The sequence below is a fragment of the Paenibacillus sp. J22P90 genome (assembly GCF_059692195.1).
The window spans coordinates 173,956-200,896 of sequence record NZ_JCAUAY010000002.1; the positions used below are offsets into that span (position 1 = coordinate 173,956).

Annotated in this window: 24 protein-coding genes; 5 read left to right on the forward strand and 19 right to left on the reverse strand. The window is 41.7% G+C overall.

The annotated features are described in order from the left end of the window. Positions 1–586 precede the first annotated feature (586 nt). The 3 genes from AC58UX_RS05615 (at position 587) to AC58UX_RS05625 (ending at position 3,769) form a co-directional block, all read left to right on the forward strand. The gene (locus tag AC58UX_RS05615) at positions 587–1,468 is read left to right on the forward strand and encodes a carbohydrate ABC transporter permease (RefSeq protein ID WP_497252079.1); all 882 of its coding nucleotides are present in this window, start codon (positions 587–589) and stop codon (positions 1,466–1,468) included. Next, positions 1,465–2,286 (forward strand): carbohydrate ABC transporter permease, encoded by an 822-nt coding sequence (locus AC58UX_RS05620; protein WP_497250338.1) that lies wholly within the window; start codon positions 1,465–1,467, stop codon positions 2,284–2,286. Before AC58UX_RS05615 ends, AC58UX_RS05620 begins: the two co-directional genes overlap by 4 nt. 91 nt (positions 2,287–2,377) lie before the next feature. Continuing rightward, entirely contained in the window at positions 2,378–3,769 is a 1,392-nt protein-coding gene (locus tag AC58UX_RS05625; RefSeq protein ID WP_497250340.1) for an ABC transporter substrate-binding protein, read from the forward strand. An 81-nt stretch (positions 3,770–3,850) separates the two neighbouring features. Here the strand turns inward: AC58UX_RS05625 and AC58UX_RS05630 are convergent, their stop codons facing one another. The 7 genes from AC58UX_RS05630 to AC58UX_RS05660 form a co-directional block, all read right to left on the reverse strand. After that, positions 3,851–4,186 carry a thioredoxin family protein gene (locus AC58UX_RS05630; protein WP_497250342.1) on the reverse strand — a complete coding sequence of 112 codons (336 nt, stop codon included), beginning with the start codon at positions 4,184–4,186 and terminating at the stop codon, positions 3,851–3,853. Positions 4,187–4,196: 10 nt separating this feature from the next. Next, positions 4,197–4,625, reverse strand: coding sequence for an organic hydroperoxide resistance protein (locus AC58UX_RS05635; protein ID WP_497250344.1), 429 nt, complete (start codon positions 4,623–4,625; stop codon positions 4,197–4,199). A gap of 101 nt (positions 4,626–4,726) precedes the next feature. Further along, the gene (locus AC58UX_RS05640; RefSeq protein WP_497250346.1) at positions 4,727–4,993 is read right to left on the reverse strand and encodes a tautomerase family protein; all 267 of its coding nucleotides are present in this window, start codon (positions 4,991–4,993) and stop codon (positions 4,727–4,729) included. A gap of 22 nt (positions 4,994–5,015) precedes the next feature. After that, a complete protein-coding gene (locus AC58UX_RS05645) occupies positions 5,016–5,645 on the reverse strand; it encodes a DsbA family oxidoreductase (RefSeq protein WP_497250348.1) in 630 nt (209 codons plus the stop codon). Beyond that, complete coding sequence (locus tag AC58UX_RS05650) at positions 5,642–6,184, reverse strand: NAD(P)H-dependent oxidoreductase (RefSeq protein ID WP_497250350.1); 543 nt, start codon at positions 6,182–6,184, stop codon at positions 5,642–5,644. Before AC58UX_RS05650 ends, AC58UX_RS05645 begins: the two co-directional genes overlap by 4 nt. Before the next feature lie 64 nt (positions 6,185–6,248). Next, complete coding sequence (locus tag AC58UX_RS05655; RefSeq protein WP_497250352.1) at positions 6,249–6,572, reverse strand: NIPSNAP family protein; 324 nt, start codon at positions 6,570–6,572, stop codon at positions 6,249–6,251. Between the two features lie 249 nt (positions 6,573–6,821). Continuing rightward, complete coding sequence (locus AC58UX_RS05660) at positions 6,822–7,397, reverse strand: TetR/AcrR family transcriptional regulator (protein WP_497250354.1); 576 nt, start codon at positions 7,395–7,397, stop codon at positions 6,822–6,824. 161 nt (positions 7,398–7,558) lie between these two features. On the opposite strand from AC58UX_RS05660, the gene AC58UX_RS05665 reads away from it, so the two are divergent. Continuing rightward, positions 7,559–8,659, forward strand: coding sequence for a GerAB/ArcD/ProY family transporter (locus AC58UX_RS05665; protein WP_497250356.1), 1,101 nt, complete (start codon positions 7,559–7,561; stop codon positions 8,657–8,659). Here the strand turns inward: AC58UX_RS05665 and AC58UX_RS05670 are convergent. The 6 genes from AC58UX_RS05670 to AC58UX_RS05695 form a co-directional block, all read right to left on the reverse strand. After that, positions 8,648–8,878 (reverse strand): hypothetical protein, encoded by a 231-nt coding sequence (locus tag AC58UX_RS05670; RefSeq protein WP_497250358.1) that lies wholly within the window; start codon positions 8,876–8,878, stop codon positions 8,648–8,650. The two genes, AC58UX_RS05665 and AC58UX_RS05670, sit on opposite strands and share 12 nt — an antisense overlap. Continuing rightward, positions 8,875–10,047 carry a Ger(x)C family spore germination protein gene (locus AC58UX_RS05675; RefSeq protein WP_497250360.1) on the reverse strand — a complete coding sequence of 391 codons (1,173 nt, stop codon included), beginning with the start codon at positions 10,045–10,047 and terminating at the stop codon, positions 8,875–8,877. Before AC58UX_RS05675 ends, AC58UX_RS05670 begins: the two co-directional genes overlap by 4 nt. Then, positions 10,044–11,639, reverse strand: a complete 1,596-nt coding sequence (locus AC58UX_RS05680; protein ID WP_497250362.1) for a spore germination protein — start codon at positions 11,637–11,639, stop codon at positions 10,044–10,046. The genes AC58UX_RS05675 and AC58UX_RS05680 overlap by 4 nt, the downstream gene beginning before the upstream one ends. Before the next feature lie 137 nt (positions 11,640–11,776). Continuing rightward, a complete protein-coding gene (locus tag AC58UX_RS05685) occupies positions 11,777–12,244 on the reverse strand; it encodes a chemotaxis protein CheD (protein WP_497250364.1) in 468 nt (155 codons plus the stop codon). Positions 12,245–12,261: 17 nt separating this feature from the next. Next, on the reverse strand, positions 12,262–13,986 hold the full coding sequence (locus AC58UX_RS05690) for a response regulator (protein ID WP_497250366.1): 1,725 nt from the start codon (positions 13,984–13,986) through the stop codon (positions 12,262–12,264). 46 nt (positions 13,987–14,032) lie between these two features. Beyond that, positions 14,033–16,201: an EAL domain-containing protein gene (locus tag AC58UX_RS05695; RefSeq protein WP_497250368.1), complete on the reverse strand. Its 2,169-nt coding sequence runs from the start codon at positions 16,199–16,201 to the stop codon at positions 14,033–14,035. A gap of 294 nt (positions 16,202–16,495) precedes the next feature. Here AC58UX_RS05695 and AC58UX_RS05700 point away from each other — a divergent pair, with 294 nt between their 5' ends. Next, the gene (locus tag AC58UX_RS05700) at positions 16,496–17,380 is read left to right on the forward strand and encodes a LysR family transcriptional regulator (RefSeq protein ID WP_497250370.1); all 885 of its coding nucleotides are present in this window, start codon (positions 16,496–16,498) and stop codon (positions 17,378–17,380) included. A 252-nt stretch (positions 17,381–17,632) separates the two neighbouring features. On the opposite strand, the gene AC58UX_RS05705 is transcribed toward AC58UX_RS05700, so the two are convergent. The 6 genes from AC58UX_RS05705 to AC58UX_RS05730 all read right to left on the reverse strand — a co-directional run bounded on the left by AC58UX_RS05705 (position 17,633) and on the right by AC58UX_RS05730 (position 26,932). After that, on the reverse strand, positions 17,633–19,402 hold the full coding sequence (locus AC58UX_RS05705) for a hypothetical protein (protein ID WP_497250372.1): 1,770 nt from the start codon (positions 19,400–19,402) through the stop codon (positions 17,633–17,635). Between the two features lie 45 nt (positions 19,403–19,447). After that, positions 19,448–21,757, reverse strand: a complete 2,310-nt coding sequence (locus AC58UX_RS05710; RefSeq protein WP_497250374.1) for an AraC family transcriptional regulator — start codon at positions 21,755–21,757, stop codon at positions 19,448–19,450. Between the two features lie 123 nt (positions 21,758–21,880). Next, positions 21,881–23,419: an ABC transporter substrate-binding protein gene (locus tag AC58UX_RS05715; RefSeq protein ID WP_497250376.1), complete on the reverse strand. Its 1,539-nt coding sequence runs from the start codon at positions 23,417–23,419 to the stop codon at positions 21,881–21,883. 66 nt (positions 23,420–23,485) lie between these two features. Beyond that, entirely contained in the window at positions 23,486–24,376 is an 891-nt protein-coding gene (locus tag AC58UX_RS05720; RefSeq protein WP_497250378.1) for a carbohydrate ABC transporter permease, read from the reverse strand. Between the two features lie 23 nt (positions 24,377–24,399). Then, entirely contained in the window at positions 24,400–25,317 is a 918-nt protein-coding gene (locus tag AC58UX_RS05725) for an ABC transporter permease (RefSeq protein ID WP_497250380.1), read from the reverse strand. Between the two features lie 250 nt (positions 25,318–25,567). Beyond that, complete coding sequence (locus AC58UX_RS05730) at positions 25,568–26,932, reverse strand: DUF455 family protein (protein ID WP_497250382.1); 1,365 nt, start codon at positions 26,930–26,932, stop codon at positions 25,568–25,570. Positions 26,933–26,941 lie beyond the last annotated feature (9 nt).

Sequence of the window (26,941 nt, forward strand, 5' to 3'; positions counted from 1 at the left end):
CCCATTAGTTTTACTCGAAAGCGATTTCTTACTTGAATTGTATGCCTAAATATTTAAAATATCAACAGTTATTTTGAATATTCCGAAAATTTTGAACTTATTTTGGGAAAAGCAAATACACCATTGTGGTTTATAGCAAAAGTGTTTAAATTTTAAACACTTTTGCTATTTTATAAAAATCCTTGACCGTCAGGACGAGCGGCTCATCAGGACTACTAAGGCATCGAGGGGATGCTGCTCTTGCGCACTATTTGTGCGCTAGCATGCCGCCGCCGCCGGAGATGCTGCAATCAAACTAACGCCGGTTCCCGCGAAGCAAACACGTCCCACTGGCCTTGGGACGGCGAAATGGACAAAACTCTCCCAACTTTCAAAAAAAATCTATCAATTTTGTAAACGTCCCTAAATATATACAATTTCTTCACCTGAATTTAACACAGGTCAAATAATCGACCGTTAATCTAATAAGCGTAGTACTTGTCCAATAATGGTCATGGAGGAGCTTGGAATGAATGTGATAGAAAGAAATTTACCTCAAGCAAGAAAAACCAAAACACATACAAAAGTAGAACAGCCACGCAAGGCAATGCTCAGCCATTCATGGATGGAAACGATCTTAGGATATGTGTTTTTACTACCTTCCCTGTTGTTGTTTGCGATCTTTTTGTTTTATCCCTTGATACAGACCTTTTATCTGAGTGTGCACGAGACTGATCCGCGAGGCAGAGTCGCGTCCTTCGTTGGGTTCGATAATTTCACGGCGATTTTCACCTCAGAACGGTTTTATCAGAGTTTAGGCGTGACGGGTCTTTTTACCCTTTTAACCGTACCAACCGTTATTGTCATCGCACTGATGCTCGCCGCTCTTACACACAATCAGCTGAAAGGAATGCGCATCTTCCAATTCATCTTCTCACTGCCTGTCGTACTGTCCGTAGGTACTTCGGCTGTAATCTGGATGATGCTGTTTCACCCGAGTGTCGGCATGTTGAATTATTTGCTGCACCTAATCGGCCTAGAACCTGTAGCTTGGTTGACAGACCCTAGATGGGCGCTGCTTTCTGTATCAATGATGACCATCTGGATGAATCTGGGCTTTACCTACATTGTTCTGCTTAGCGGCTTACAAGGAATTCCTGATGAAATCTACGACAGCGCCAAAATAGATGGATCTGGCCCGATTCGAACCTTTGTTCAAATCGTCCTGCCCTTACTTTCACCGACGGTATTCTTCGTTACGATCGTGTCGATCATCGGTGCATTTCAGTCCTTCGGACAAATTCATATTCTGACCAAAGGTGGGCCAGTAAACTCCACAGATGTGCTTGTTTACGCCTTGTATCAGGACGCCTTTGTTAACTTCAGGTTCGGAACAGGGAGCGCGCAAGCACTTGTCCTTTTCACCATTATCCTTATTTTCACGGTCATTCAGTTTAAAGTTTTTGAAAGGAAGGTGCACTATCAATGACCTCCCGCACGCAAAACTCTTTCGTTTACGCCCTATTGATCGTTTGCGCCGCCATTGTGTTGTATCCCATTTTCTATACGTTCTCATCCGCTTTGATGACGCCCGAGGAAGCATCGGCTTATCCGCCGCACTTCTTACCTAGCAGCTTTTATCTGGGCAGTATGATTACTGTCTTCAAGCTCGTGCCTATCGCTAAATTTGTAACCAATAGTCTAATTGTCTCGATCATCATTACACTGGGTCAGCTGATTACTTCGAGCATGGCTGCCTATGCTTTCGTCAATATTCGCTTTAAGGGTAAAGCGTTCATTTTCGCGCTTTTCATGGCTACCATGATGATTCCATGGGAGGTCACCATCATTCCCAACTATTTGACGGTCAAAAAGTGGGATTGGCTCGATAGCATGCAGGGCCTAACCGTTCCATTCTTAGCAACAGCTTTCGGAACATTCCTCCTGCGCCAATTCTTCTTACAGCTGCCCAAAGAGCTGTTCGAAGCGGCACGCATCGATGGCTGCGGACATTTTCGCATGTTTCTCCGAATTGTGCTTCCACTCGGGCGCCCGGCTCTCGCAACACTGGCCGTGTATGCCTTTTTAAACGCATGGAACATGTATCTATGGCCTCTGCTCATCACGAATAGTGAAGAAATGCGAACTGTGCAGATTGGTATCGCCATGCTGCAATTCGAAGAATTAACCGTTTGGAATTTGGTTCTAGCAGGGGTAACGATCATCTTACTACCTTCCCTCTTACTGCTTGTCCTTGGTTTAAAACAGCTCGTTCGCGGACTTACGGCCGGCGCTGTGAAAGGTTAGTCCCATCTAGGATGGCTACGCTTTTCAGCCTAACAGCTGAAATAGATGTCCATATATTTTAGAAAAGAGATAAGGGAGAGAAAAGAAAACTATGAAAACATTCAAATCGAAAAGTTCCATCCTTGCTATGACTGCGATGATGGTGTTATTAACTAGTGCATGCGGCAAAGCTGAAACAACAACTTCAGGAAGCACAACAGAAAGTAAACCAACCGCAAGCACCGCTGCAGCCGATGTCAAAAAGCCAACTGAACCCGTTAAAGTGATCTGGTGGCATTCCATGAGTGGTGAACTTGGCAAAGCCGTCGATAAATTAGTCGCAGATTTCAACGCCTCACAGAAAAATGTACAGGTTGAGGCTGTTTTCCAAGGTACTTATGATGAAAGCATCAACAAAATGAAAGCGTCCATGGATACCAAAAGCGGCCCCTCCCTCATCCAAGTTTACGAAATCGGCTCCCGTTTCATGATCGATTCTAAAGCCATTACACCTGTTCAAAAGTATGTCGATGCCGATAAATTCGATCTTTCTCAGCTCGAAGAGAACATTCTGAATTATTACAAAGTCGATGGCAAACTGAATTCCATGCCTTTCAACACCTCGAACCCGATCCTGTATTACAACAAAGATATGTTTAAAGCAGCAGGTCTTGATCCGGAGAAACCACCGACAACCTATGAAGAAATTACGAAAGCGGCTCAAGCACTTAGCAAAGATGGGAAATCCGGCTCTTCCTTTGCCATTTATGGCTGGTTTATGGAGCAATTCTTTGCCAACCAAGGTGTAGAATACCTTAATAACGGGAATGGTCGCACCACAGCTGCTACAGAATCTATGGTCAACAATGAAGCTGGCGTTAAAACACTGACGTGGTGGAAAGAGATGGTCGACAACAAAACATCTGCCAACCTCGGTCGTAAAACAGATGATACGAAAAAAGCTTTCTTAGCTGGCCAAATCGCTATGACCTTGGATTCCACAGCTTCACTTCGCGGGATCGTAACAGGGGCTGAAGGCAAATTCCAAGTTGGCACGAGCTCACTTCCGAAGCCAGCAGATGCCAAAGAAGGCGGTGTTGTCGTCGGCGGCGCGAGTCTTTATATCTTAAATAACAAGTCGGAAGCCGAGCAACAAGGCGCATGGGAATTCATTAAGTTTCTAACTACGCCGCAAACCCAAGCATGGTGGAACGTAAATACAGGTTACTTCCCTATTACGAAGAAAGCCTATGATGAACAGATTTTGAAAGATAACCTTGCGAAATACCCGCAATTCCAAACAGCCATTGATCAATTGCACAAAACAAAAGCAAACACAGCCACACAAGGTGCCGTTATGGGCGTATTCCCAGAGGCTCGTCAAATCGTCGAAACCGCCATCGAAGAAGCGTTAACTGGTAAAAAAGCACCTAAAGAAGCGCTCGACAGCGCAGCAAAAAGCATCACGGAGAAGATCGGCGCTTATAACAAAACAGTGAAATAAAGCAATCGAATGGATAGAAAGTAATAAGAAAAGAAACCGATGTTCCCAAAAGGGGACATCGGTTTCAGTGTAACCATTCTTTTACACACAAGAATCACCCATGGTTGCATAGCTAATGATATGCTGCTTCAAGGCTTCTTTACTTTGCTGCCCAACCCAAGTCTCTACTTTATATCCATCTTTAAACAGCATTAAGGTCGGAACGCTCGATACACCGTATTCAGCTGCGAGTTCTTTTTCCTGATTGATATCAATTTTAGTAATGGTAGCCTGATATCTTACTTCTAGAGCCAGCTTCTCATCAATGGAGAGCTGTTCTTGACAAGATTTGCTGCTAGGCTCATAAAAATCAACGAGTGTGATCCCATGGTCGATCTGTCCCCTAAAATTTTCTTTTCTTAATGAATGAATTTCCATCCCGTGATCGTTACCCAATCACATTCGATATGACTTCAATATTGCCTTGAGTTGCTCTGGCATAAGGACATACTTTATGGGCTTCATCGACAATTTCCTGAGCCACACTGATATCTACGCCTTTAACTGTAATGTCGAAATGAACTGCAAGTACATAGCCGTCATTTGCATCCTTGCCGAGTGAAACATTTGAAACTATTGAAATGCCTTCCGTTTTAATTCCTTTTTTCCTAATAATAGTTCCCATTGCACCTTCGAAGCATGCAGCAAATCCAGCAGCGAACAGTTGCTCCGGATTGACTCCGTTACCTGGCCCGCCTAACTCTTTCGGATATCTCAAGTCCAAGTTAAGATTGCCATCGCTCGAAACTGCTTTACCTTCTCTTCCACCTTCAACATTTACAGTAGCCGTGTACAATTTCTTTTCCATTTTTATCATAATAACATCTCCTTTTGACTGGTATATTCTTTACAATTTGTGAGCAGCTTATCCAACCGTTTGTGAGGAAACTTTCGTATAAAAACGATTAAATTTGAAATTTAAACTGACTTAGTTCTCGAACTTTGACTTGTATGGCTTCCGGAAGAGCGTTGCTTGCGATATTCAAGAGCTGGTAGTCCACCCCAACCCCAATTATCCAACTCAACTTCCTCGATAATAACGTGAGTTGATTCTAATGGCTTATTAAGCACGTTGAGAAGAAGCTCGCTCACACCTTTGATAAGTGCTGCCTTTTCTTCACCCGTAACAGACACATGATCAGGTGTGGTTCCCTCACGTGTTACTTTAATATTAACGATTGGCATCGTGAATGACCTCCTTTGAAATTTAGCTTTCGCTCCAAACTTTAATAAATTGCTCAGGGGATTGTAGACCAGATAAGCTGACTTGCTCATTGATTACAAAGAATGGAACCCCTCTAATCCCTAACTTTTGAGCGTTGCGTTGTCCTAATTCAACTTTGTCTAGACCTGCACCATTGGTAAGTCGTGATTTCAGTTCTACATCATTTGGAATCCCAACTGCTTTTGCTATTTTTACTAATTCATCTATATCACCGATATTAATCCCATTTTCAAAATAAGCCGTATAGATCTGCTGAATCAGTTGCTCCTGCAGGTTCTCTGGTGAAATAGCGATTAACTGATGAGCTAATGTCGTATTCGGCGTATATTTAACATTATCTATATTAAATTTTAAGCCAAAAGAATCTCCATATTCTTGATATTGCTTTAATCTAGCTTCGAATTGAGGCACCCCGCCTAACTTGCCAATCATCACTTGCCGATAATCTTCACCTTCAGGACGAATGCCATAATTGATCTGAAAAGCATGCCAACGTACGGTTACCTTCGTTTCTTTGGGTAATTGTTGCAAAGCGGTCAACATACTACTGGTGCCCATACGACACCAAGGACATGTTACATCCATATATACATCAATTAGTAAGTCTTTCATTGCGTAACCAGAACAGGCTTTACTGTTTTAATGTGATGAATGTAATCCTTGCTGCTCTGTGCTAATCGTTCTTCCGTAACCTTAGACGTATCGTTAAGTGCAAAGTGCGGCAGATAAGTAGCGCTGATAAATTGGGCAATTGCTTCCATTGGATGCAATATTTCCTCTAGTGTAAAGCGATTAGAGCCTGTTGCTTGATATGATTCTTCCGTACCATAGGTTGAGATCGCTGCACCGATTTCTTTGCCTGCTGTTTTACTGCCATCAGGACCATAGGCCCAACCATATTGCAATACGGTATCAAACCACTTTTTCAGTAAGGACGGCGTGCTGTACCAATAAAGAGGATATTGGAAAATAACGCGATCATGTGCCTCAATGAGCTTCTGCTCTTTAACAACATCGATATTCTCGTCAGGATATTCTTTATATAATTCATGAATCGTGAAATCAGTTTCCTTTTGCAATGCTTCCAGCCAAGCTTTATTCCAGTTAGATTGCTCAATATTGGGATGAGTTATGATGACTAAAGTTTTCATGTTTATTTTGCTCCATTCTTGGTTGAATTTATTTTATGTTAAACTCGGTTTGTCTGAGCTATTTTCAAATGTTATCGAAAAAGACTGTGTTTTTCATAAAAATACTTTCTTGTTTGATTAACAGAGGTCCATCCAATTCTGAATTTCGTTTCACTTCAATCCATACAGGATCGCTGCGGAAACGTTCATAATTAAGGTTGCGCTTTTCCATATTTTCATGTTCAACAATATAATAAAGTCGGTTATTTTCTTCATTGATATCTTCAAGATATTGCGTGACCTTCATGTCATGTTTCAAAAATAAATCGATGACATGATCTCTGAATCGTTCATGAAGAGCCTGCATTTTACCAGGTTGAACATCATAAATTCGCAGTTCATACAACATGTCTTCTCACCTCCTTTTTCAAGTTTGAATATGGACTACACCTCAATTCTTACCATTGACCAGCGTTTTGCCCGCCATCCACATGAAGAATTTCACCGGTGAATGATTTTGATATAAAATGCCAGCATTGTTCACTAGGGTGTCGATACGCCCAAAGCGGCTACTTTTCCTTTAAAACTCATCTTGCATCCCCTTATTTATCTACCTATTAAAAGGTAGGTAATAGTTAAAAAATTATCCGCCTTCCTTTTAGGCTAAAGCGGATATTAAGCCATCGGCAATCTTATCAAACTTACTTACATCACGAAAACTTCTTGCCAATAGTTGTGCGCCTTGAAGTGACGCAAGAAATTGGTGTGCTTGCACATCCGCGGCGCCATCGAAGTTCAGATGTTCTTCACGACGTCCTTGATCCAACACGCGCTCCAACCATTCTAAATTGGAAGAAAAGAATTGAGATAACCCTGTTTGTACTTTACCTGATAATGTAGCCAGGTCTGTCGAAAGCATGACACTTAGGCATGTACAGTAGTCTTGAACAGGACCGCTATAGAGTAGGATGAATTTGCGCAGTTTTTCTAAATTGTTCGATGTCTCTGCATCGATTTGAGCAACATAGGCATTAAAACTTCTGAGATAACGCGCAATCAGAGCTTCTCCCAAATCCTCCTTGTTCGGGAAGTAATAATGAATACTCGCATTTCGGATTCCTACTTTTTCTGCGATGTGTGAATAGCTGAATCCGTTAAATCCAAATTGTTGCACAATCGCCTGAGCAGTGTCCAGAATAAGTTCTGACGTGTTTTGTTTGTTGTTTTTGTTCATGTGGTCATTCTACCTTTTAGTAGGTAGTGTGTCAACCCCCTATTCTGAAGTAGGCATTCAATGTGCAGAATTGTAGCAATACACGGGGTTTATTGGTATAAATTTGTAACGAAAAGTAAATACTTGGAGCAACCTCTGTGAGGTTAGGAGGGAGTGTACAGATGCAGCCTACAGAAAAAATTTCGGTTAACCAGTTAGGTATTATTCTTTTCTCTTTTGTCGCTTCCACGATCGTCTTAACTCTTCCCGGATTGATGGCGATGTATGCCATGCAAGATGCTTGGATTTCAGTAATCCCCTCCACTTTGACCGGATTATTAAGCATTTGGGTGATGATCCAACTTTCGAAACGTTATCCGGGTTTGACGATTATCCAATACAGTCAAAAAATTCTTGGGAAATGGTTAGGAACATGTCTGGGCTTTTACTATATCTATTATTGGTTTATGTCGATTTCAGTTATGACCATACAGCATACCTTTTTCATTAAAGCACTGTTATTACCAAGAAGTCCGTCCATCATAGGTAGTCTGACCTTATTAATCCTTTGCGGTCTAGCCGTCTATATGGGAATAGAAGTCATAGGAAGATGTACGGAGTTTTTGACACCAATGAAATTATTTTTTTTGATGCCGCTCTTGATTTTGACGATTGGGGCAGCAGATACTGAACAGCTAAAGCCAATTCTGGGAAACGGAATTCTGCCGGTTTTACAAGGAGCTATCCTTCCGGGAGGCGCATTTATGAATCAATTGTTTATTCTGGGATGGCTTCTTCCTTATTTGAATCAGCCGAAAAAGGCACTCAAGCTCTCTCTGTTTGCTCTTTTAGGTATATTTATTTTTATTTTTATCGTTGTATTATCGGCGATTATGATTCTGGGTTCATTAACCGGTCAACTGAACTATTCGTATTTAAGTGTCATGCAATACATTGGAATTGAAGGTTCATTTGAACGTCTAGAGGCAATCGCTGTCATGATATGGGTGATTGGAAGTTTTTCAAAAGTGTCCGTGTCGTTGTTTATATTGTGTATTAGCATAAGCCAGATTTTCCGCATCCAAAACTATCGTGATCTCGTAGCACCGATAACCCTATTGTGCCTCATTGGATCGGTCTTGGTTTTCAAGAATGGTGCGGAACTTCAAACGTATCTGACTTTGATTTACCCGAGCGCTGGTTTATTCACACAAAGTCTTATCCCACTGCTTCTTCTCATGATCGACATGATCAAAAGAAAAGTGAACCGCTCACTGCTTTAAAAGCATAGTTCCAATGGGTTCAAATATTAATTTGAACGGGACAACCATGCTCGGGAGGTTGACCCGGCAAATTAATAAAGAACCGACAATAGAGGATACACCAATTAATGTGCCGAATACAGCCGCTTCTTTCTTTTTTTGCATACTCAGGAAAGAGCGAATTCTAACAAAGGACCACACAACCAGGAAACCTACAAATACGATTGTGCCGAAAATCATTTTTTGATCTCCTTTCTCTCCAAGTGTAATGGAGGACCTGCCATCCCGCTGCCTAAAATATTGATCGACACTTCAAGAGAAACGTCTACCTTTGGAAATCTATCGTTCCATTCGGCTTTCAAGGCTTTCCACTGTTTGGGCTTATTGCGTTGAATTTCTCTGCCGAACCCTACACTATCAACCTTGTACTGCGATTGGACTTTCGTTAATGTATCTTTAACTTGATTTTCGACGGAAGTCTCCAATGCCTTTTTAACAAGCTTAATGTTCTCTGGCTTACGAATATCTAAATTAGTCGTATTTTCCCAAATGTTACCTTCCCCTTGCATCTGGATCTTGAATGTAACCTTATCACCAGTGATCTGCGGGGTGATTTTTCGCTTTGCCTTTGCCAGAATCATCCCCACTGTTCCATCTGCTTCAGGTAAATTGGCGTTAAGACTGCCATGCTTCATTCGATCTGTCACCCATAAGAGACCATTGGTTTCATTCTCATTTAGAAAGCCTACTAATTTGAAATCTTTAAAAATGGCTGACCCAGCTAGCTTAAATATATTGCCTTCTTTTAAACCTTCCGTTATGCCATCTGGGGTTATAGCTCCTAATACGGGGCTGATTCCCTCTCCAGACGAAGCTAGAAAAAAGTCGCGCAATGTAATCGCCAACTCGTTATTTAAAGCTTCCATTTCTTTAATAGCCTCGCTGGGTACTTGTTCAAAGGGGTATTTGACTTTAAATATGTCCCGTCCTTCTCCCCCCTTAACCACCATCATGTATGTTTTTAAACGTTGTTTTGAATCGTGCGTGTAAATGTCGAGTATATCTGCAATCCCACTTTTGGATAACCGCTCACCAATAAAAATAACAACGCGATGTGCTGTAAACAATCTCCGTGAACTCTTTTTCTGCAACCTATAGAATGCTTCGTTAATACTCTTTCCAACTGCTGATATCACAAAAAACTTCTCATTGCTGCTTCCACCACTCCCTGGCCCACCCTGAGAGGACGAAGGGATCGCAATTTGATGTGATAAGATATAGTCCCCATTATCCGCTATGTCAAATGCAGTACCCATAATGAAGGCAAGATCATTAATCTCCGTACGATCCCAACATCCACTTGTGGTTAATAGTGTGAATAGCAAACCAATGTAAAGGAATGGTTTCATTCTGAATCCCCCTTTCCTTTCCGCGCATATGGACTTGGTTTTTGACCTGCCGGCTCACGACCCGGATTGTTAGCTCCTGTTGATTGCGGACGCTGCGTTTTCGCCCATATCGGCAGCCGGATGAAGACATCCTTCAAATCCGAGAAATTCATCGGGGTTGCTGGCGTGAAATAGGGGATACCGAATGATCGAAGCGATGTGATATGTAGCACAATGGCCATAAACCCAATGACAATACCATAAAGTCCAAGCGTACCCGCCAGCAATAGCATGGGGAACCGTAGTAAACGGATGCCATTCGCAAAGCTATAACGAGGAATCGTAAACGCGGCAATACCTGTTATCGATACAATAATAACGACCGGAGCGGAAATAATACCCGCAAGCACAGCCGCTTGACCGATAACCAATGCCCCAACAATGCTGATGGCTTGCCCTATCTGTTTCGGTAATCGAATCCCTGCTTCCCGTAAGGCTTCAAAGATAATTTCCATAATGAAGGCTTCGATCACAGCTGGCAAAGGAACAGGCTCTCTAGAGGAGGCAATACTTAACACCAGATTGGTCGGAATCATTTCCTGATTGAAGGTCGTAATCGCAACATAGAGCGGAGGAGCAAATATGGCGATACTGATGAAAAGGAATCGAATCCACCGTACGAAAGTTGCAATAGGCCAGCGAACATAATAATCCTCACTCGCTTGAAGTCCAGTCCAGAACGTCATGGGAACAATGAGTACAAATGGAGAGGTATCAACGATAATAGCTACTTTCCCTTCCAATAATTCGGCAGCAACAACATCTGGTCGTTCTGTACTGTGCACAAGTGGAAAAGGGGAGTAAGGACTATCTTCAATAAATTCCTCCACATACCCGGAATCAATAATGCCGTCTATTTGAATCCGAGATACTCGCTCTCGAACTTCCTCAATGACCGTTTCGGAAGCAATACCAGCGATATACGTAATGACAACTTCGGTTTGGGTAAGCTCACCGATCGTTATACATTCCACTTTAAGTCTTGACGTTTTAATCCTACTGCGGATTAACCCAATATTCGTTGAGAGATTCTCAATAAATCCTTCCCGCGGACCACGAATGACAGGTTCAGATGAAGGTTCTTCAAGGCTTCGTTGTGACTTATTATTCACTTTGACCATCATGGCATCACTGTTCCCGATGGTAAACACAGCTGCTTGGCCTTTTAACACTTGTTTGACTATTTCACTTATTTTGGATGTAACACACGTCAATCCAATGGAGATAATATGATCATCCAGCGATTCTGTTGGCTCAATGACGACTTGTTCCTGATTGTCAGATTTAGCTATCATCGGTTTCAATACATAGTCATCAATCAGAACTTCATCAACAAGCGTTGCAATGTATATCACCAGCCAATGATTTTGTCCACACATTTGGACTTTGCGAACAACAAAATCCTGACTGTTGTTAAATATACGTCTAAAAATGAGTTCATTGTGCTCTAAATCCGTGGTTAATTCGGAGTTCTCTTCTTCTTCAGATAGATGATCCTCAGGTATAATGGGATACCCAGGTTTATTGCGCAGCCATTTCCTGAACCATTTCACTGAATGAGCCTCCCAAAGAATACTAATATTACTAATTTTCCATTTTCTCATCAAAAATATTCGGAAGATCATGTTCTCGTTCTCTGCGCCGCATAAAAAAGAAACCTGCCTCAAGAGCAGATTTCCTAATCAGCTTGCTAAGAGATTAGTGGAAGAGCATTCATTTTAATCTCACCTGTATTCACAGAGATCTCCACCGTTCGACTCACAAAGCCGCCTACCTCTGTCTTGCTTGGCCTCAAGTTCAAGCTCCGAAGCACACTTTGAACTTGTTTAAGGTTTTGACTCCCAATTTCGAAGAGAGAAAGTTTAATTGAATTTGCGCCTCCATACAGATGAATCCGCAGATTTTCTTTTTGACAGCCATATTTTTGAACCATTTGGTTGATAAATAACGGAACGCCAGTTGTCGCGAAATGCCCTGGTCGTGTGCGTGCATCCATGTCTGAACGGGGTGCTGGCAATACGATATGTATCATGCCTGCTGTCTTCGTGTAAGGACAATAAGCGGTCACTGCCACACACGACGAAAGTCCGTACGTCTTGATCGTATCGCCTGTGTTGTTGCTGAAAGCCAATTCTCCGAGTCCGACAATCGTGTTCATTTTATGCCTCCTTATAGCTAAAACAACATCTCTCTAACTTTCATTTCCACATCAATTAATGAAAAAGGTTTAAACATATAGGCATTTGCACCAAGCAGCAAACCTTTATTCACGTCTTCCTCTTTGTTTCTTCCGGAAAGCAGCATAATTTTTGTTTTTGAAGGACGTGTTCCTTCCTGACGCAGCCGTTCAAGAACTTCGAATCCGTTCATGTCAGGCATAATACAGTCCAAAATACACATATCGGGTTGCTGCTCTACGATAATCTGATAGGCGGATACGCCGTCGGCTGCTTCAATCAACTGATAAGGCTCTTTCCTGAACCGATCTGCAATCATTGTCCGAAGTGTCCGGTCATCGTCGGCGATCAGAATGGTCTTCGTTTGCTGAGCTGGTGGTTCTGAAGCGGGTTTCCCTTTTTTCGTATTTTTGAACGATGTCTTGATGATACGATTACGTCCAGTCTGTTTCGCTTTGTACAGCACATAATCGGCTAATTCCATCCACCTTTTCACCGAGTTGCTTGCCATCCATGACGCGATCCCTGCGGAAAAGGTAATAAAATAATCAAACTTATCACCATGTGCGATGGGCTCGTTTTGAACTTGCTCCAGAATCCGCTTCATCATACTTTCTGCTTCCTGATCCGTAGTGCCTGGCATAATGATCCCAAACTCTTCCCCTCCCAAGCGGGCAAGAATATCGGTTTGACGCACATTACTTTGAAGCAAATGTCCAAATCTCTGAAGTACGAGATCGCCGACAGGATGTCCATACTTATCATTTACATCTTTAAAGTGATCGATATCGATCATGACCATCGTCAATGGTTCATCGTATTTCTTAGCACGATTGATTTCTACTTGAAGCTGAAGGTCAAAATATCGCCGATTATGGATACCCGTCAAGGGATCGTTAAACGCCATGAGCGCAAACTCCATGTGTCGCAGCAGCAGACGTTGAATCCGCGCGCTTAGTTCTTCATACCGAAATGGTTTCGTGACGAAATCATCCGCGCCAAGTCGGAAACATCGCGTCACATCCGAAATGTCGTTACGGCCTGACAACACGATCATCGGCAGCCATTTAATCATCGGATCTTCCTTTAGGACCTCAAATATTTCGTAACCACTATGCGGGTACATCATGAGATCAAGCGTAATTAACTGATATTCATGCTTCCTGAGCAGACTGATCGCATCAACCACATTGGAGGCTTCATCCACCTGATATCCTTCAAGCCTAAGCTTGCGTGTCAAATACGTCCGCAGAACACTATCATCATCCACGATAAGCAATCTGCTTTTACGAAGATGAGAGGGGAGAACCTCTCGGAACTGTTCTTCCTTTTGTTCCAAAAGGAACTCCTTGCAGTTGATTTCGTATTCCATTTCAAGTTCATTCATAAGCGGACGACTGACTAAGATACAATCATCAAACCTTATCTGTATATTGCCTATATCTAAAGCACTTACTTCATAGCTCCATTCCCAGCATTCAGCAACTTGGGTTGCAAGTACCCCAATCCGCGCCAGCCCCAGAATAGGAGCCGTACCTTTCATTGTATGTGCAATCCGATACCATTCCCTTGCTTGCCGAATGGTTTCATCGCGTCCCTCTTTCAGAACATTTTGTTTTAAAATGTCAAGTTGATGCCGCAGTTCGACCAAGTACTGCTTTCTGCTTTCGAGTTCCAAACTCATGGTAGCATGATAATAGTCATCGTTAACGAACTCATCCAAGCTTGGTTCCTCCTTTCCGAACATACATTTCTCTATCTTTTAATCCTTATTTGTTCATGGTAGATAAAAGCTCTTCAATCCGTTCCGCATCGACGGGAGGACTGAAATAATAGCCCTGAACGAGTCCACAGCCATACTCTCTTAGCAGCTGCAGCTCCTCCTCTGTCTCCACGCCTTCAGCCACGACGACAAGATCCAGATTTTTCGCCATTGTAATCATCGTATTCACAATTGCAGCATTCACGGGACTTTGCTTCAATCCCTTGATGAAGGCCTGATCAATCTTCATCTTGTCGATCGGGAAGTCCTTTAAATACCCGAGAGAGCTATAGCCTGTCCCGAAATCATCCATGGCTAGTTGAACGCCCAGCTTTTTAAGTTCATAAAGTGTATCCAATGCCACTTTGACATCCATCGTCATACTTTCGGTTATTTCTAGCTCCAAATAGTGAGGAGACAATCCCGTCTCTTCCAAAATACGCTGGATCACCCTACTCAACCTCGGATCATAAAACTGGCGGCTGGACAAGTTTACCGCAACGAATAATTTGGGGAGGCCAGCATCCTGCCATCTTTTGTTTTGCCTGCATGCTTCCTTTAACACCCATTCTCCAATCTCAATAATAAGTCCAGTCTCCTCAGCTACGGGTATAAAGTCTGCTGGCGAGACGTAGCCAAGCTCCGCTTGATGCCAACGGATAAGGCTTTCCATCCCGACAATTCGCCCCGTGTTCGAATCAACAACAGGTTGATAGCAAAGACGCAGTTCCTTGTTTTCTATTGCCTTACGCAAGTGATTTTCAAGCTCCATCCGTTTCTGAAACCGTTCATTCATTTTGCTGCTATAAAATTGATAGCTGCTGTGCGCCTGGTCCTTGGCATCGAACATGGCCATTTCCGCAGCTGCCATCAAGCCTTCTACGTCGGGGGCATCCTGCGGGAACTGGCTAATCCCAATGCTTAGATGAATATGAATCTCATGTCCGTTCAACTGAATCGGCATTTGAATGGCACTGGTGATTTGCTCTGCGGTGGATAATAGTTGCTCCGGATTGGTGAAAGGCAGTATCAAAATGAATGTATCTCCACCCACTCGTGCGACTCTTTGTCTTCCCGGATTGCAGCGCTCCAGCCTGCGGGCCACGATTTTTAAAATCCAATCTCCTGTTTCGTGTCCCAACTTATCGTTAATTAACTTGAAATGATCTAATCCTATATAAAAAACAGCCAAACTATGCGTTGACGATCTCGCCACTTCCAAGTTCTCGTGAAGAAGTTCAGAGAGGTACATGCGGTTAGGCAGACCTGTCAGTTGATCGTTATTCGTCAAGTAGTTCATGCGTTCTTCCATTCTTTTTTGCTCTGTAATATCGACACTCAAGGAAATCACCTTAACCACTTTGTCATCCCGAATGACTGGCCTTAACAGCGTTAAATAAGTGATCGTATTCCAAGTGGTCTCATACTGGATATTCGTTTGTTCGGACCATGCCTTGATGTAATGGATTCCGTGATGCTTTGCGATCTCTGGGGGATAAAATTCATGCAGCTCTTTGCCAATGATTTCATCCTGTTGGAGCCCCATCCGAACCATAAGTTCCCCCTCACAACTCGTATGAATGAAGTTCCCCCGCTCCTCCATAAACTTGATAATCATACCGTTCTGCTGCGTCAAAACCTTACTTAATTCTCGCTCTGCAAACTGCAAATCTTCCTCTAATTTAATGCTATAATTCATCCAATGAATGAGCACATTTAAAGCCATTTCATTGGAGGTTGCGAATGTTCCACGGAAACGGTCCACGCCGTTTTTGATGGCAATTTTACAACGATGCAGGAAATCTGCCGTAATCATCGGGTTACTCGGTTTTTGAAACAGCATATCTTTATGAAAAAAATCCGCAGCACCTGTTCGCATGGCTTGAATCGTTTGCTGTGAGCCTTCTGATGTGTAACTGCTGAGCATCACCACAGGAACATGACAATGGTTCATAATAAACTCAAGAGCAGTCAGTCCATCCATTTCCGGCATCTCAACATCCATGACAACCAAGTCCGGCCTAAACTCCACAATCCAGTCCAACGCTTCATTCCCATTCTCCGCAGTTCCCACAATAAAAAACTGCTCATCCTGCTCAAAGAGCGCCGTGACCATTTGTCTCATCAGGCTGGAGTCATCAACAACCAGTACGCCATATTTATCCATCGGATTCATCCCACATCATCCCCTACTGCAAACCTCTATTTAATCCAGCAATTGTGCTAAAGAATGAAACAAAAAAATATACCCACAACCAATGCTTACTTTCGCATTGCCGGGGTTATTTTTCGACGGAATATTAAAAAAATAACATCGATGTTCGACAAGCAAACCCATTTTACATAAAAATAATGATTCAAAAGAACTACTTCAGCACTAGGAATTATTGTATAGTTAATATAGATGTTAGTAAAACGAGTATATTTACACACTATGTATACTATTACTTAACGTATGAGGGGTGGAACGATGAATTTAGAGCAAGTAGGATATCTTCTTGAAGTAGCCAAAGAAGGATCAATCCGAAAAGCTGCAGATAAGTTACACATAACACCCTCAGCCATTAGTCAATCTATTTTATCTATTGAAAGTGAACTAGGTATTACGATCTTCCAACGATCCAACAAAGGAACGATTCCTACCTTGGAAGGAAGACTCGTACTTGCCAAGTCACTGGAAATGCAAATCAAATATAATGAACTATGCGATGATATAAAAAAACTGAATACTCCGAAAAAAATACATTTAAAGATTGCCTTCACGGCCGCTTTTGGACATGTAATATGTGACGCATTAGTAGCCTTTAGGAAAGAACATACCGATGTTCACATCGAACTCCAAGAAAAATTGCATGAACATATTGCTGACGATATCAATAATCATCGTGTGGATCTTGCTTTTGTTGGTGAACATAAAGACATACAGCCTCAAAAAAACATTGAAATTGAAACCATCTACAGGAGTCATATTTGTGTTTGTATTGGCAAAGATTCTCGTTTTCGTTTCAAGGATTCTGTATCCGCCAAAGATCTAGAAAACGAAAATATCGTATTGTTAGAATCCGTCACTCACAAAGAAATGGTCAGAAGAACGAATTTAGCGCATAATCCGGTTTTCGCGACTACGAACAATAGCACACTTGTGAGAGACTTTATTAAGTCAGATTACGCGTTTAGCATAATGGATGATTTTTCACTCAACCATCATCCTGACATTCGTGATGGTAAATTGATTCTTATCCCATTTAAAGATCCGGATTATCTGTATCGAGATTTGTGGTCCGTTCATTGCAGCCCTAATGGCATTTCTATTCAGGCTAAGGCATTCGCAAGATATGTTAAGGCTCGGCTGTAGAAATAATTGGAAAGCAATTGATTTAATAACAATATTTGTTATAAAAATAAGACCATGTGTTATTGATGAAAAACAAGCTTACAGAAGCACCATTGGGACTTTATCAGATAAAGCCCGACTATCATCCGGGGCGAACAAGCAGACGAAATAAAAAAAACCTTTGTAATGTCCAAGCGGACTTACAAAAGCAATTATGGATATAGTTACAGCTCGTAACAATTACATAAGAAGTACTCAAACGTCTCCCGTTTATTAATTCATATAATGTGGATCTACCTTTAAAGAAACAACTTCCACACCATCAAAAATAATTGCGATGTCTCTGATCTCCATATACGTTTCTCGAGGAACTTCCCCATCTTGCAGGGACTTATCCTTAATTGATAATCGACCCATCAGCCTTTGAATATCCAATACCTGCAAAGCCGAATCAACCATATAAACAGCCCAGCCTGCCTCCAACCTAGGATGATGAATCCCCTCTAACATGGATCTATGTAGTACCTGACGAAGTCTTAAGGTCCCTTCTTCTTTCACTACCTGTATATCCATCGCTCCGCGTGCACGATCGTCACTATGGATTCCCATTAATGCGGCCACCAACAAGGTAGCGTTCGGATATTTCAACGCCAGCCACTGAACGCCATCTCCGCTTACATATGCCTCTACCTCACCGGTAAACCGATGAACGACCCATTCATCCGCGATCTCTGTGACCTCATTATTCACGCCGCTCATGCTGCGAACCGCAACAAGTGCATTCTCCTTCTGAGCGGACCGGAGTTGTATATCTGGATACCATTCTTCGCGGAACAATCCGGGATTAAGATAAGCTTGCTTCTTATACGCCGGATGTGTTCTCACTTGCTCCCCATCGTGAACATACCATCTCAAATAGGAAACCTGATGACCCTCTATGGCAAAAGAAATCGGAAAGCTCTGCCAAGCCAATCCCCAGGTTGGCCATTGATAGGACCCGGGCATTACCGGAAAGCGGTTCATGCTCCCTAATCGCCCATGATGGCCTATCCAAGTATAGGCATAGGCATTATCAAATATCCGTTCCTCTCTAACCCTCGGTACCGCTGGAGAGCTACCAGCAGCACCCCCGATCTCCTCTTCAAAAAGTAACAGCGATATCGCATTCCACAGATCTTCATATGGCTTCCCTGATTCGTAAGCCTCTCGACTTACACCTGAAATATCCCAAAGATAGGTTCCCACATGCAGCTCACCTGCAAAGTTGTAACTACGGATAGCAGGTACCAGCTCCATGCCATTATGAAACCGCACATAGTCTAATTGTTCGCCAATAACCTCCATTAGCCTGTAACGCAAGTCGAGTTCCGTTGGACGCAGCGAGTCTGCTGCTATTTTCAACGCATTGATGATAATCTGAATATAGACTAGGGAAGCATTTTCTCCCCAGCCCCAGCCGCGACGCCGTGTATAGGCCAACCATCGCTCAAAGAAAGCAACTCCTTTATCATAGGCTTCATCCCTCTCGCAAATGCGGGCAAGACCGAGCAATAAAGCCCCATCACTAAGGATCTTGTTCGGATAATAGAGAATAGCATGTTCAATTTCCTTTTCAAACCACTGTATACCCAAATCTAGCATCAAATTCATATAATCGATATGATCAGAGGGAATTCGATCCGCAAGCTTTAACCGAAGTACGACTAAAGGCATGAGAATAAAGAAAGCCGCGTTCGTATCTTTCACGCGAGTTTCTTCTTTATACCAGCGAAATCCTCCGTAAAAGGGACTTTCAGGATCAACATCTTGCAACTCTGCTAAGGCATGGAGTAATTGGAGCCCCTGCTCTGCATTCAATTCGCCTAGACCTGTACCCACGGCATAAAAGGCCGCCGTTGCACGTCCTTCATGTGCCTCATCGACTTTGGATGCCTCTATCGTATGACCAGGTCGTCGTAAATTGATAAGTCCCTCTTCAATCAGCACCTCTTCACGTTCACGATTAAACAGATCCAACCATGAACTGCTTGTTGCCCCATTCATACCAAACACCTCCTATCTAGTCTCAGGACTTCAAAGTCCGTTTCCTCACTCTCGTTCTCTCGTTTGAATCAAAATATTTTGACGATATTCATTCGGAGTTATCCCGTACTGTTTCTTAAATAATTTATAAAAGTTCGCTTCATTCGAGTAGCCGACCTTAAAGATGATGTCTCGAACACTTAAATTGGTATGGCGAAGAAGATCCATGACCTTCTCTAATCTCATATCGTGAATATATTGTGCGATTGACTTGTTCATAGCTTCCCTGAAGATTTGTCCCAAATAACCAGGAGACATTCTAAACGCAACTGCTATTTCCTTTAGACCAATATCACCCTTCTCATATTCCTCATGGATATAATCCAAAATCGAATTGACTAAGATACTGTGCTTTTTGGTAGTGTCTACTTTTAGCTTCTCGGCAATATACAACAATAAACTGTTGAATTGTTCATGAATGCCATCTAGTGTTCCTTGATTCATTAACTCGCTGCAAAAAGAACTTACATGAAACTCAATCGGCTCCATACGATTCAAATTCAATTCTTGTAAGGCTTTATTTATGCTGAACACAAGTCGAACTAGGAACAAAATAAGCTGATTACCATCGCCATTTGAAACTAGATTTACGATCTCCTCAAATTGTACCTTCGTGCTTTCGTAATGTCCGATTTTCAAATTTTCTATGAATTTATTCACTTTGTCCTCTGGGATCTCGTCACGCACAGAACTGTTTCTCTGACTGATATTACTGGTTAAGAGTATTGCGCTATTCCCATAAAAGATCCGATATTCAAACATTTGCACAGTCTTCATGTAAACCACATGTAATTGTGACGTGTCTTGAATCAAATCACTTATAGCAGCAGAAATCGTAATTCCCGGCGTAATTCTCCTTGTTATAGAAAGCATACTTTGAATTTGCTCTACCCATTGATCAGGAGGATACACCGATTCAAGCACATAAACGAATTCTCCGTTCCCCATACTTGTTTTCATATACGCATGTTTACTGCCAAATACTTCGTTAGCTATATTGGTAAGCGCAAAATAAATAAGACGTTTCTCCTCTTTATTCATTCTGTCGAACAACCGCATTTGATCAATCTTAAACACGATCAGCAACAAGTCAGTTGGATTACTCAGCCACTCATCCAACTTATCGTTTGGAATATCACTGGATTTCTTATCATTGCTTTCTAGTAAAATCGACTTTAAATGATTATCCGCAACAATATCAAGTGTAGACGTTTTATATTTCTCCAAATCGCCACTCATCGCGAAGCTTATATCCATGGCTCTGGTTAAGAATTCCGACTCACTATTAAAATGAGATTTCACCAGGTCGATATTGCCCCATTTCTGAGCCATTTTGACTAAATTTCCATATGGTTTATAGATCCTCCGGGAAATATAAATAGCTAGAACTAAACCGATCGTCAGAAAGATCAGCGTAAAGCCAAGTGTTTGCGTTCTTACTTTACGAATAGGTTCGAATACTTGTTTATACGGTTCCTCCGCCACTAGCAACCAGGTCGTTTGGGGAATAGGGAAATAACTAACGACCTTGTCGTCATGAATAAAGCTATTGCCGCTATCTTGATTCTCGCTAATCTTGCTCATGTAGGTTTCACTAAAGGGGCTAAACATTTCTTGCTGACGGCTGCTATCTACAATGACCTGTCCCTGATGATCAATAATCGTTAATTTCGTGCCCTTGCTGCTAGATTTAATCAAATTGTTTCGTAGCCACTCCGATTTAACGTTGACAATCAACGCCCCATCAATTTCTCCATTACTGGTCATATCGTCATAAAGAAAATAGGTAAAGACATCATTATCAATGCCATATACATCCTTCGATAATAAACGGGGTATGGGTTGAAGAACTTTAATTTGCTTAGGATTTTTAATTAAACTCTTTAACTGCTCGTCGTAATTGTCAGCGCTTCCATAAAACGTTGAGGCATATTCAGGAATATGACGATTATACAAAACAGCACTCGAAATCATACTATTGCTTGTCACTGAATTTCTAAATTGGTTAATAAACTTCTGTGTATCAAAGAAATTGTTATTGGCTTCGCGATGCATAATTTGCTGATTGCCTGGTGACTGATATTGAACAATCATAAAACTTTTTACCATGTCATTCATATAACTGATGTCATAGCTAAGTTGCGTTAATACTTTCTGATTATAGGTATAGGCAATATTCAACCCTTCTTTCTCAAAACTTCGATACAGAATCTGAGAAAGAATAACAACAATAAGTATCATGGATACCGCTATGTAAAAGAAGATCTTGAACAAAATTTGGAATCGTAGCTTCTCAATTAATTTCAATGCTTTCAACTCGGTAGCCCCCAGAAGAATTTATTCTTCATGATAGCATAACTTATTCCCTAAGGGTGAATATATCATTTAGCCGCTCGAAAACTTCGAGCGGCCAAATGCCTTGTCACGTAAATGAATGAATTACTTGCCCGCTTTCCATGCATCTAGTTGCTTCTGTTTCTCCGCAATGATTTTATCTGAACCAGCAGTTTGTAGTTTAGCTAGGAACTCAGGCAGGAATTTCTCAGGATCTACAAACCCGGTCCACAATCCAGGCAGATATTCATCGAATACAGATTGACACTGAGCGATTTCCGTTTTCACTGGCTCTTGATCGAAAACAAATCCTAGCAGCTTGGATGATGTTGCTTTTGCATTTAAGTCTATCGTTTGCTGCCAAACATTATCATCTTGACCTGGTTGGAGATAAGCATTAAATTGATTACCGAACGCCCATGCTTTATTTGGATAATATGCGCTATCTTTAACCAACTCGATTCGATTATCTGACAGTTTCTTATAATGTTTGTCTTGGATACCAAAAGTAATTAAATTATATAACTGCTTATCCGTGTTCATTAATTCAATGAGCATCATAGCTCTTTCTGGATTTTTAGACTTTTTATTAATCGCCTGAAGTGTTGTGGAGACATTCTCGTTCGTAACAAAAGGTTTATCTAAGATCTTGTAAATCACATCATTTCCGTTATTCAGCGCTTTACCATCTGCATCTCCACCCGGTTTCCAATTGGACCAGCCCGTCATGGTGTTACCCGCTTTGGTGTAAGTAGTAAGTGCAGAAGGAAGCGTTGCTGCATCTTTATTAATAAATCCTTTTTTAAACCAGTCATTCAACAAAACAATATGTTGCTTAAATGCAGGGTCTGCATACTGGTTAATGACTTTCCCATTCGCATCATCGATCTTCGCCATCCCCACAGTATTGGAGGCACCGACAGGTTCAAGTCCGTAATAGGTGAGCATATTATTCCAAACACCCAATTTATCTAACGTGAAAGGAATTTTCGACTTTGGTTCGCCATCTCTAATTTTAACTAAAAGCGTTTCTAAATCTTCAAATTTCGTTAGTTTCGTGATATCGATACTGTATTTATCAGCAATATTTTTCTGTGCAATAATCCCATTCTGACGGGCAACGATTTGATAGTTAGGAACGCCATACATCTGCCCTTTTACCGTGACCGATTTCCAAAAGGATTCAGGAATCTGAGCATACGTTTTTGGCGCATATTTCTTAATCAAATCTGTTATCGGGAGGAACGCTCCTTTGGAAACGGATCCATAGAAATCACCATATACTAATGGACCTCCAGTAAACATAATATCGTAATCCTCGTCAGCAGCGATCATCGTTTTCACTTTCTGGTCATACGGTGCGCCAGGATCGATGAAAGTTAATTCAACCTCCGCGTTAATTTTCTCTTTTAGAATTTTATTCATTTCATCTTGAACGAGCTGTTGATCTTTTTGAGGTGTTGAACGCAGTATCCATTTCAGCTTCACAGGAGCCAATTTCGCTGCCTGTGTAGCTACTGCGTTTGCGTCCTTTGAAGGAGTCGTAGCAGTAGTGGAATCACTTTTCCCACAAGCGGCAAGCACCGTTACCGAAGTCATTGCTGTTAATATTAAGAGTGAAATGCTTTTTACTTTGTTATTCATGTTGCAAAACCCTCCCTATTTTTCGATTATATGCTAACCCATTCGGGATATAGCCATGTCTGATTGTTACCCTTTAATTGCACCAACCGTTAAGCCTTGCACAAAATACTTTTGGAAAAAGACAAAGATGAAAAGCATAGGTCCTGCAGCAACAACAGCCATTGCCATACGTGCAGATTCGGAAGGAAATTCAATATTTTGCACTAACCCGCCATTTTGAGCTGCCTCGTTCGCAATCTCTTGAATATTGTTAATCATATTGCGCAGTAATAACTGAAGCGGTACGAGATTAGCCTTATTTATATAGAGTAAGCTCAGGAACCAATCGTTCCAATACCGTAACACACACAGCAAACCTACCGTTGCAAGTGCGGGAGTAGACATGGGAAAGATTATTCCCCATAAAACGCGATACTCATTACACCCGTCCATATGCGCTGCCTCAATAATTTCTTTGGGGATCGCTGAGAAGAATGTCCGTAGTAAGAGCGCATAAAACGGTAGTACAAGGTATGGCAAAATGAGCGCCCATATCGAATCTTTCAAATGATAATATTGTGTAACCACGATGTAGGTAGGAATAAGCCCCCCATTAAACAACATCGTGAAAAATACGTAGAAGCTCAATTTATTTTTATACTTGTAATCGTTTCTCGATAGTGGATAGGCAATCATCGAAAGGATGATGAGTGACAAACTTCCCCCTACAAACGTTACAAAAATGGAGACACCGTAAGATTTCAATATTTTCGACGCATCGGCAAATAAATAAATATAAGCATCCCAACTAATTTTGTGAGGAATAACGGAGTATCCATAATCATAAATGGACTTGAATTCGGTTATCGATATGACACTAATCAGAAGAACTGGATAAATACAAGCCAGTGCAATGATGATAAATAATAAATGAGTAAACACCTGTTTCGATTGATTTAGAGGTTTAGCAGCTTTCATGCGTGTTCACCTTCTCCCTAATTTTAAAATAGCGCACTATCTGAATTCACCCTTCGAACAATCCAATTAACCGTGATGACAAGCACAAATCCAACAAAAGCTTGGTATAGGTTAGCAGCTGAAGCCATTCCAATATCACCTACAACACGTAATGAACGGTATACATAGGTATCGATGACATCTGTCGTGGAAAATAAAGATCCTGAGCCCTGTGTAACTAAGTAAAACAATCCAAAGTCCGAATAAAAAATACGGCTAAGATCAAGAATCGTTATAATAATCACAATTGGCAATAACAAAGGAATGGTAATCTGAAGTCTCATCTGCATGCGTGATGCCCCATCCACCTCAGCTGCTTCATAATAACTGCGATCAAGCGCCATTAAGGCTGCATAGAAAATGATCATATTGTAACCAATTGACTTCCAGAAGTTGACGATGGTCAAAATATACGGCCAATAAGCAGCCTCAGCATACCAGTGAATGGGTTCTATCCCGACCTTGATAAGCAAGTGATTCATCACGCCTAAATCAATATCCAGAAAGGCGAGTACGATGAAAGCTACAACAGGCATAGATAGGAAATATGGAAAAAACATCGTCGTTTGGTACCATTTGACCCACTTTTTCTTCGTAATTTCACTGAGAAGAATAGCGAATATGACAGCTCCCAAGATCACTGTAACAATAAAAATTAGGTTAAGGCCTACCGTATTTCGAGTAATTCGCCAAGCATCTTGGGATAAGAAGAAAAATTCGAAATTTTTAAATCCTGACCAATCACTTCCCCATATCCCCTTATCAATCCGATAGTTCTTGAATGCAAGGATAACGCCTGCCATAGGGATATAGTTGAATAAAAACAGCAACAATATGGCTGGCAGCGCTAGTATGGTTAATTGTCTTGTATGCTTTGTATGAAACGTTCGTTGCTTTGACATTGCGTCACTCCTTTTTATCCAAGCTGTGTTTGTAGCCTTAATTTAGCATGTAAACTGCCTGCCCGAACACTAATAAATCGATAAATCCCTCTCCATTTGCACTATTCTTTTGAAGAATTCCTGTGATTTTAATGGATTCTTGAACAATTCCTAGGCTGTGTTGAGATTAAGGAGGAATCTACTTACACGGACTTTAAAAAATGCCCGTAAAAGAGCACTTTTAAAGTGCATCTTACGGGCATCATTGTCATCAATATTGATCATAAACCAGTTCTTTGGTCGTGAACCCGCATAAGGAAGGAAAATTTTTCAGCAGGCCCTCGATTTCTGAATCTTGTACCCCTACATGGCGAAGTCTCCGAGCACGAACTTTCTCCTGAACTGATTTAGCCGTCTCAAAATCTTCTATATGTTCAAACAACTTCGCTCCCCACTTTTGTCCAAAATCCACATGCATACGCTCATCTGATATATCGAATTCAGATTGAATGGCAGAAAGCGCATCACCGAATTTCCAAAAGGCGTCGATGGATTTACGTTTTTTGAAAAATGAGCATGGTTCAGCTACCATCGTCAAAGTTGCATAAAATTCCGGAAAAATAGCCGGAAGGTTCTCTGAAGTCAGCGCCTGAGTTCCTGCCCAGAGAAACTGCTCTGTTTGATATCCGAGCTGTTTCAAGCGGCGGACACCCATTTGGCTGTGCCTCACTTCATCCCAAGTATGACGGGCAACATCGATATAGAAATCCATGGGCATGTTTTGCACGCCATAATACAGATACGCCATAGATTCCGCCGAAGTCATTTCAGTCGCATTGATATAAATCATTTGCTTCACACTGTCATTAAGCGGGCTGCTAGAATCTCTAAGCAAATTGGCTTCCCCATGAATCTTTGGGTCATGTAGTGGAAATCTGGCATCCGGCGCTGCGACAGCCGGTACAGGTCCTATCGCTTCTATGGCTAGTGGAGTCGGCCATTTCACCTCTTTATCCCCTGCATGCCGCAGCATGGTGAAGATGACTTGATTGGTGTAGATCGTCCAATTCATATAACGTTGATTCAACTCTGGTTGTTCCGAGTAGGCAAATCTTATGAACCGTTCTGGCCACTCCAGGTGAGTACGGGTATCTCTTTCAATTAATCGAAAAACATCAATCGAAGGTGCATCCAGTATAGGGTCCATCTCCAATTCAAGCTTGCTGTATGCTTCCTGTAAGGCATGAACCAATGCCCGGTACGCATAGGCAAATTCAGCTAATCCAGGAGCTAACGACACGCATTGAAACCCTTCGAGAAAGCTAACAGGCGTTCGCGCACGGTCATTAATTCCACTACCAGCCAATTCACCAATGCGCTCTTTCAAAGCTTTCATATGAACAGTGTGCAGGTAGGCCAGCCGAATAAGTTCACCTTTAATATCCCAATCTGGAAAACAAGGTGCCCATCCCATGGCTAGCCTTGATAATTCAAACTCCAGCCAGAACAATTGTTTTAACCTGTGATTGGAATCAACAGGACGTAAATAAACATGACCATGTCCAGCAACAGTTAGCAGTAGTACTTTTTGATCAATATCAATAGCGAAAGACTCTTGATCCATTTGCTCGGTCATATAACAACC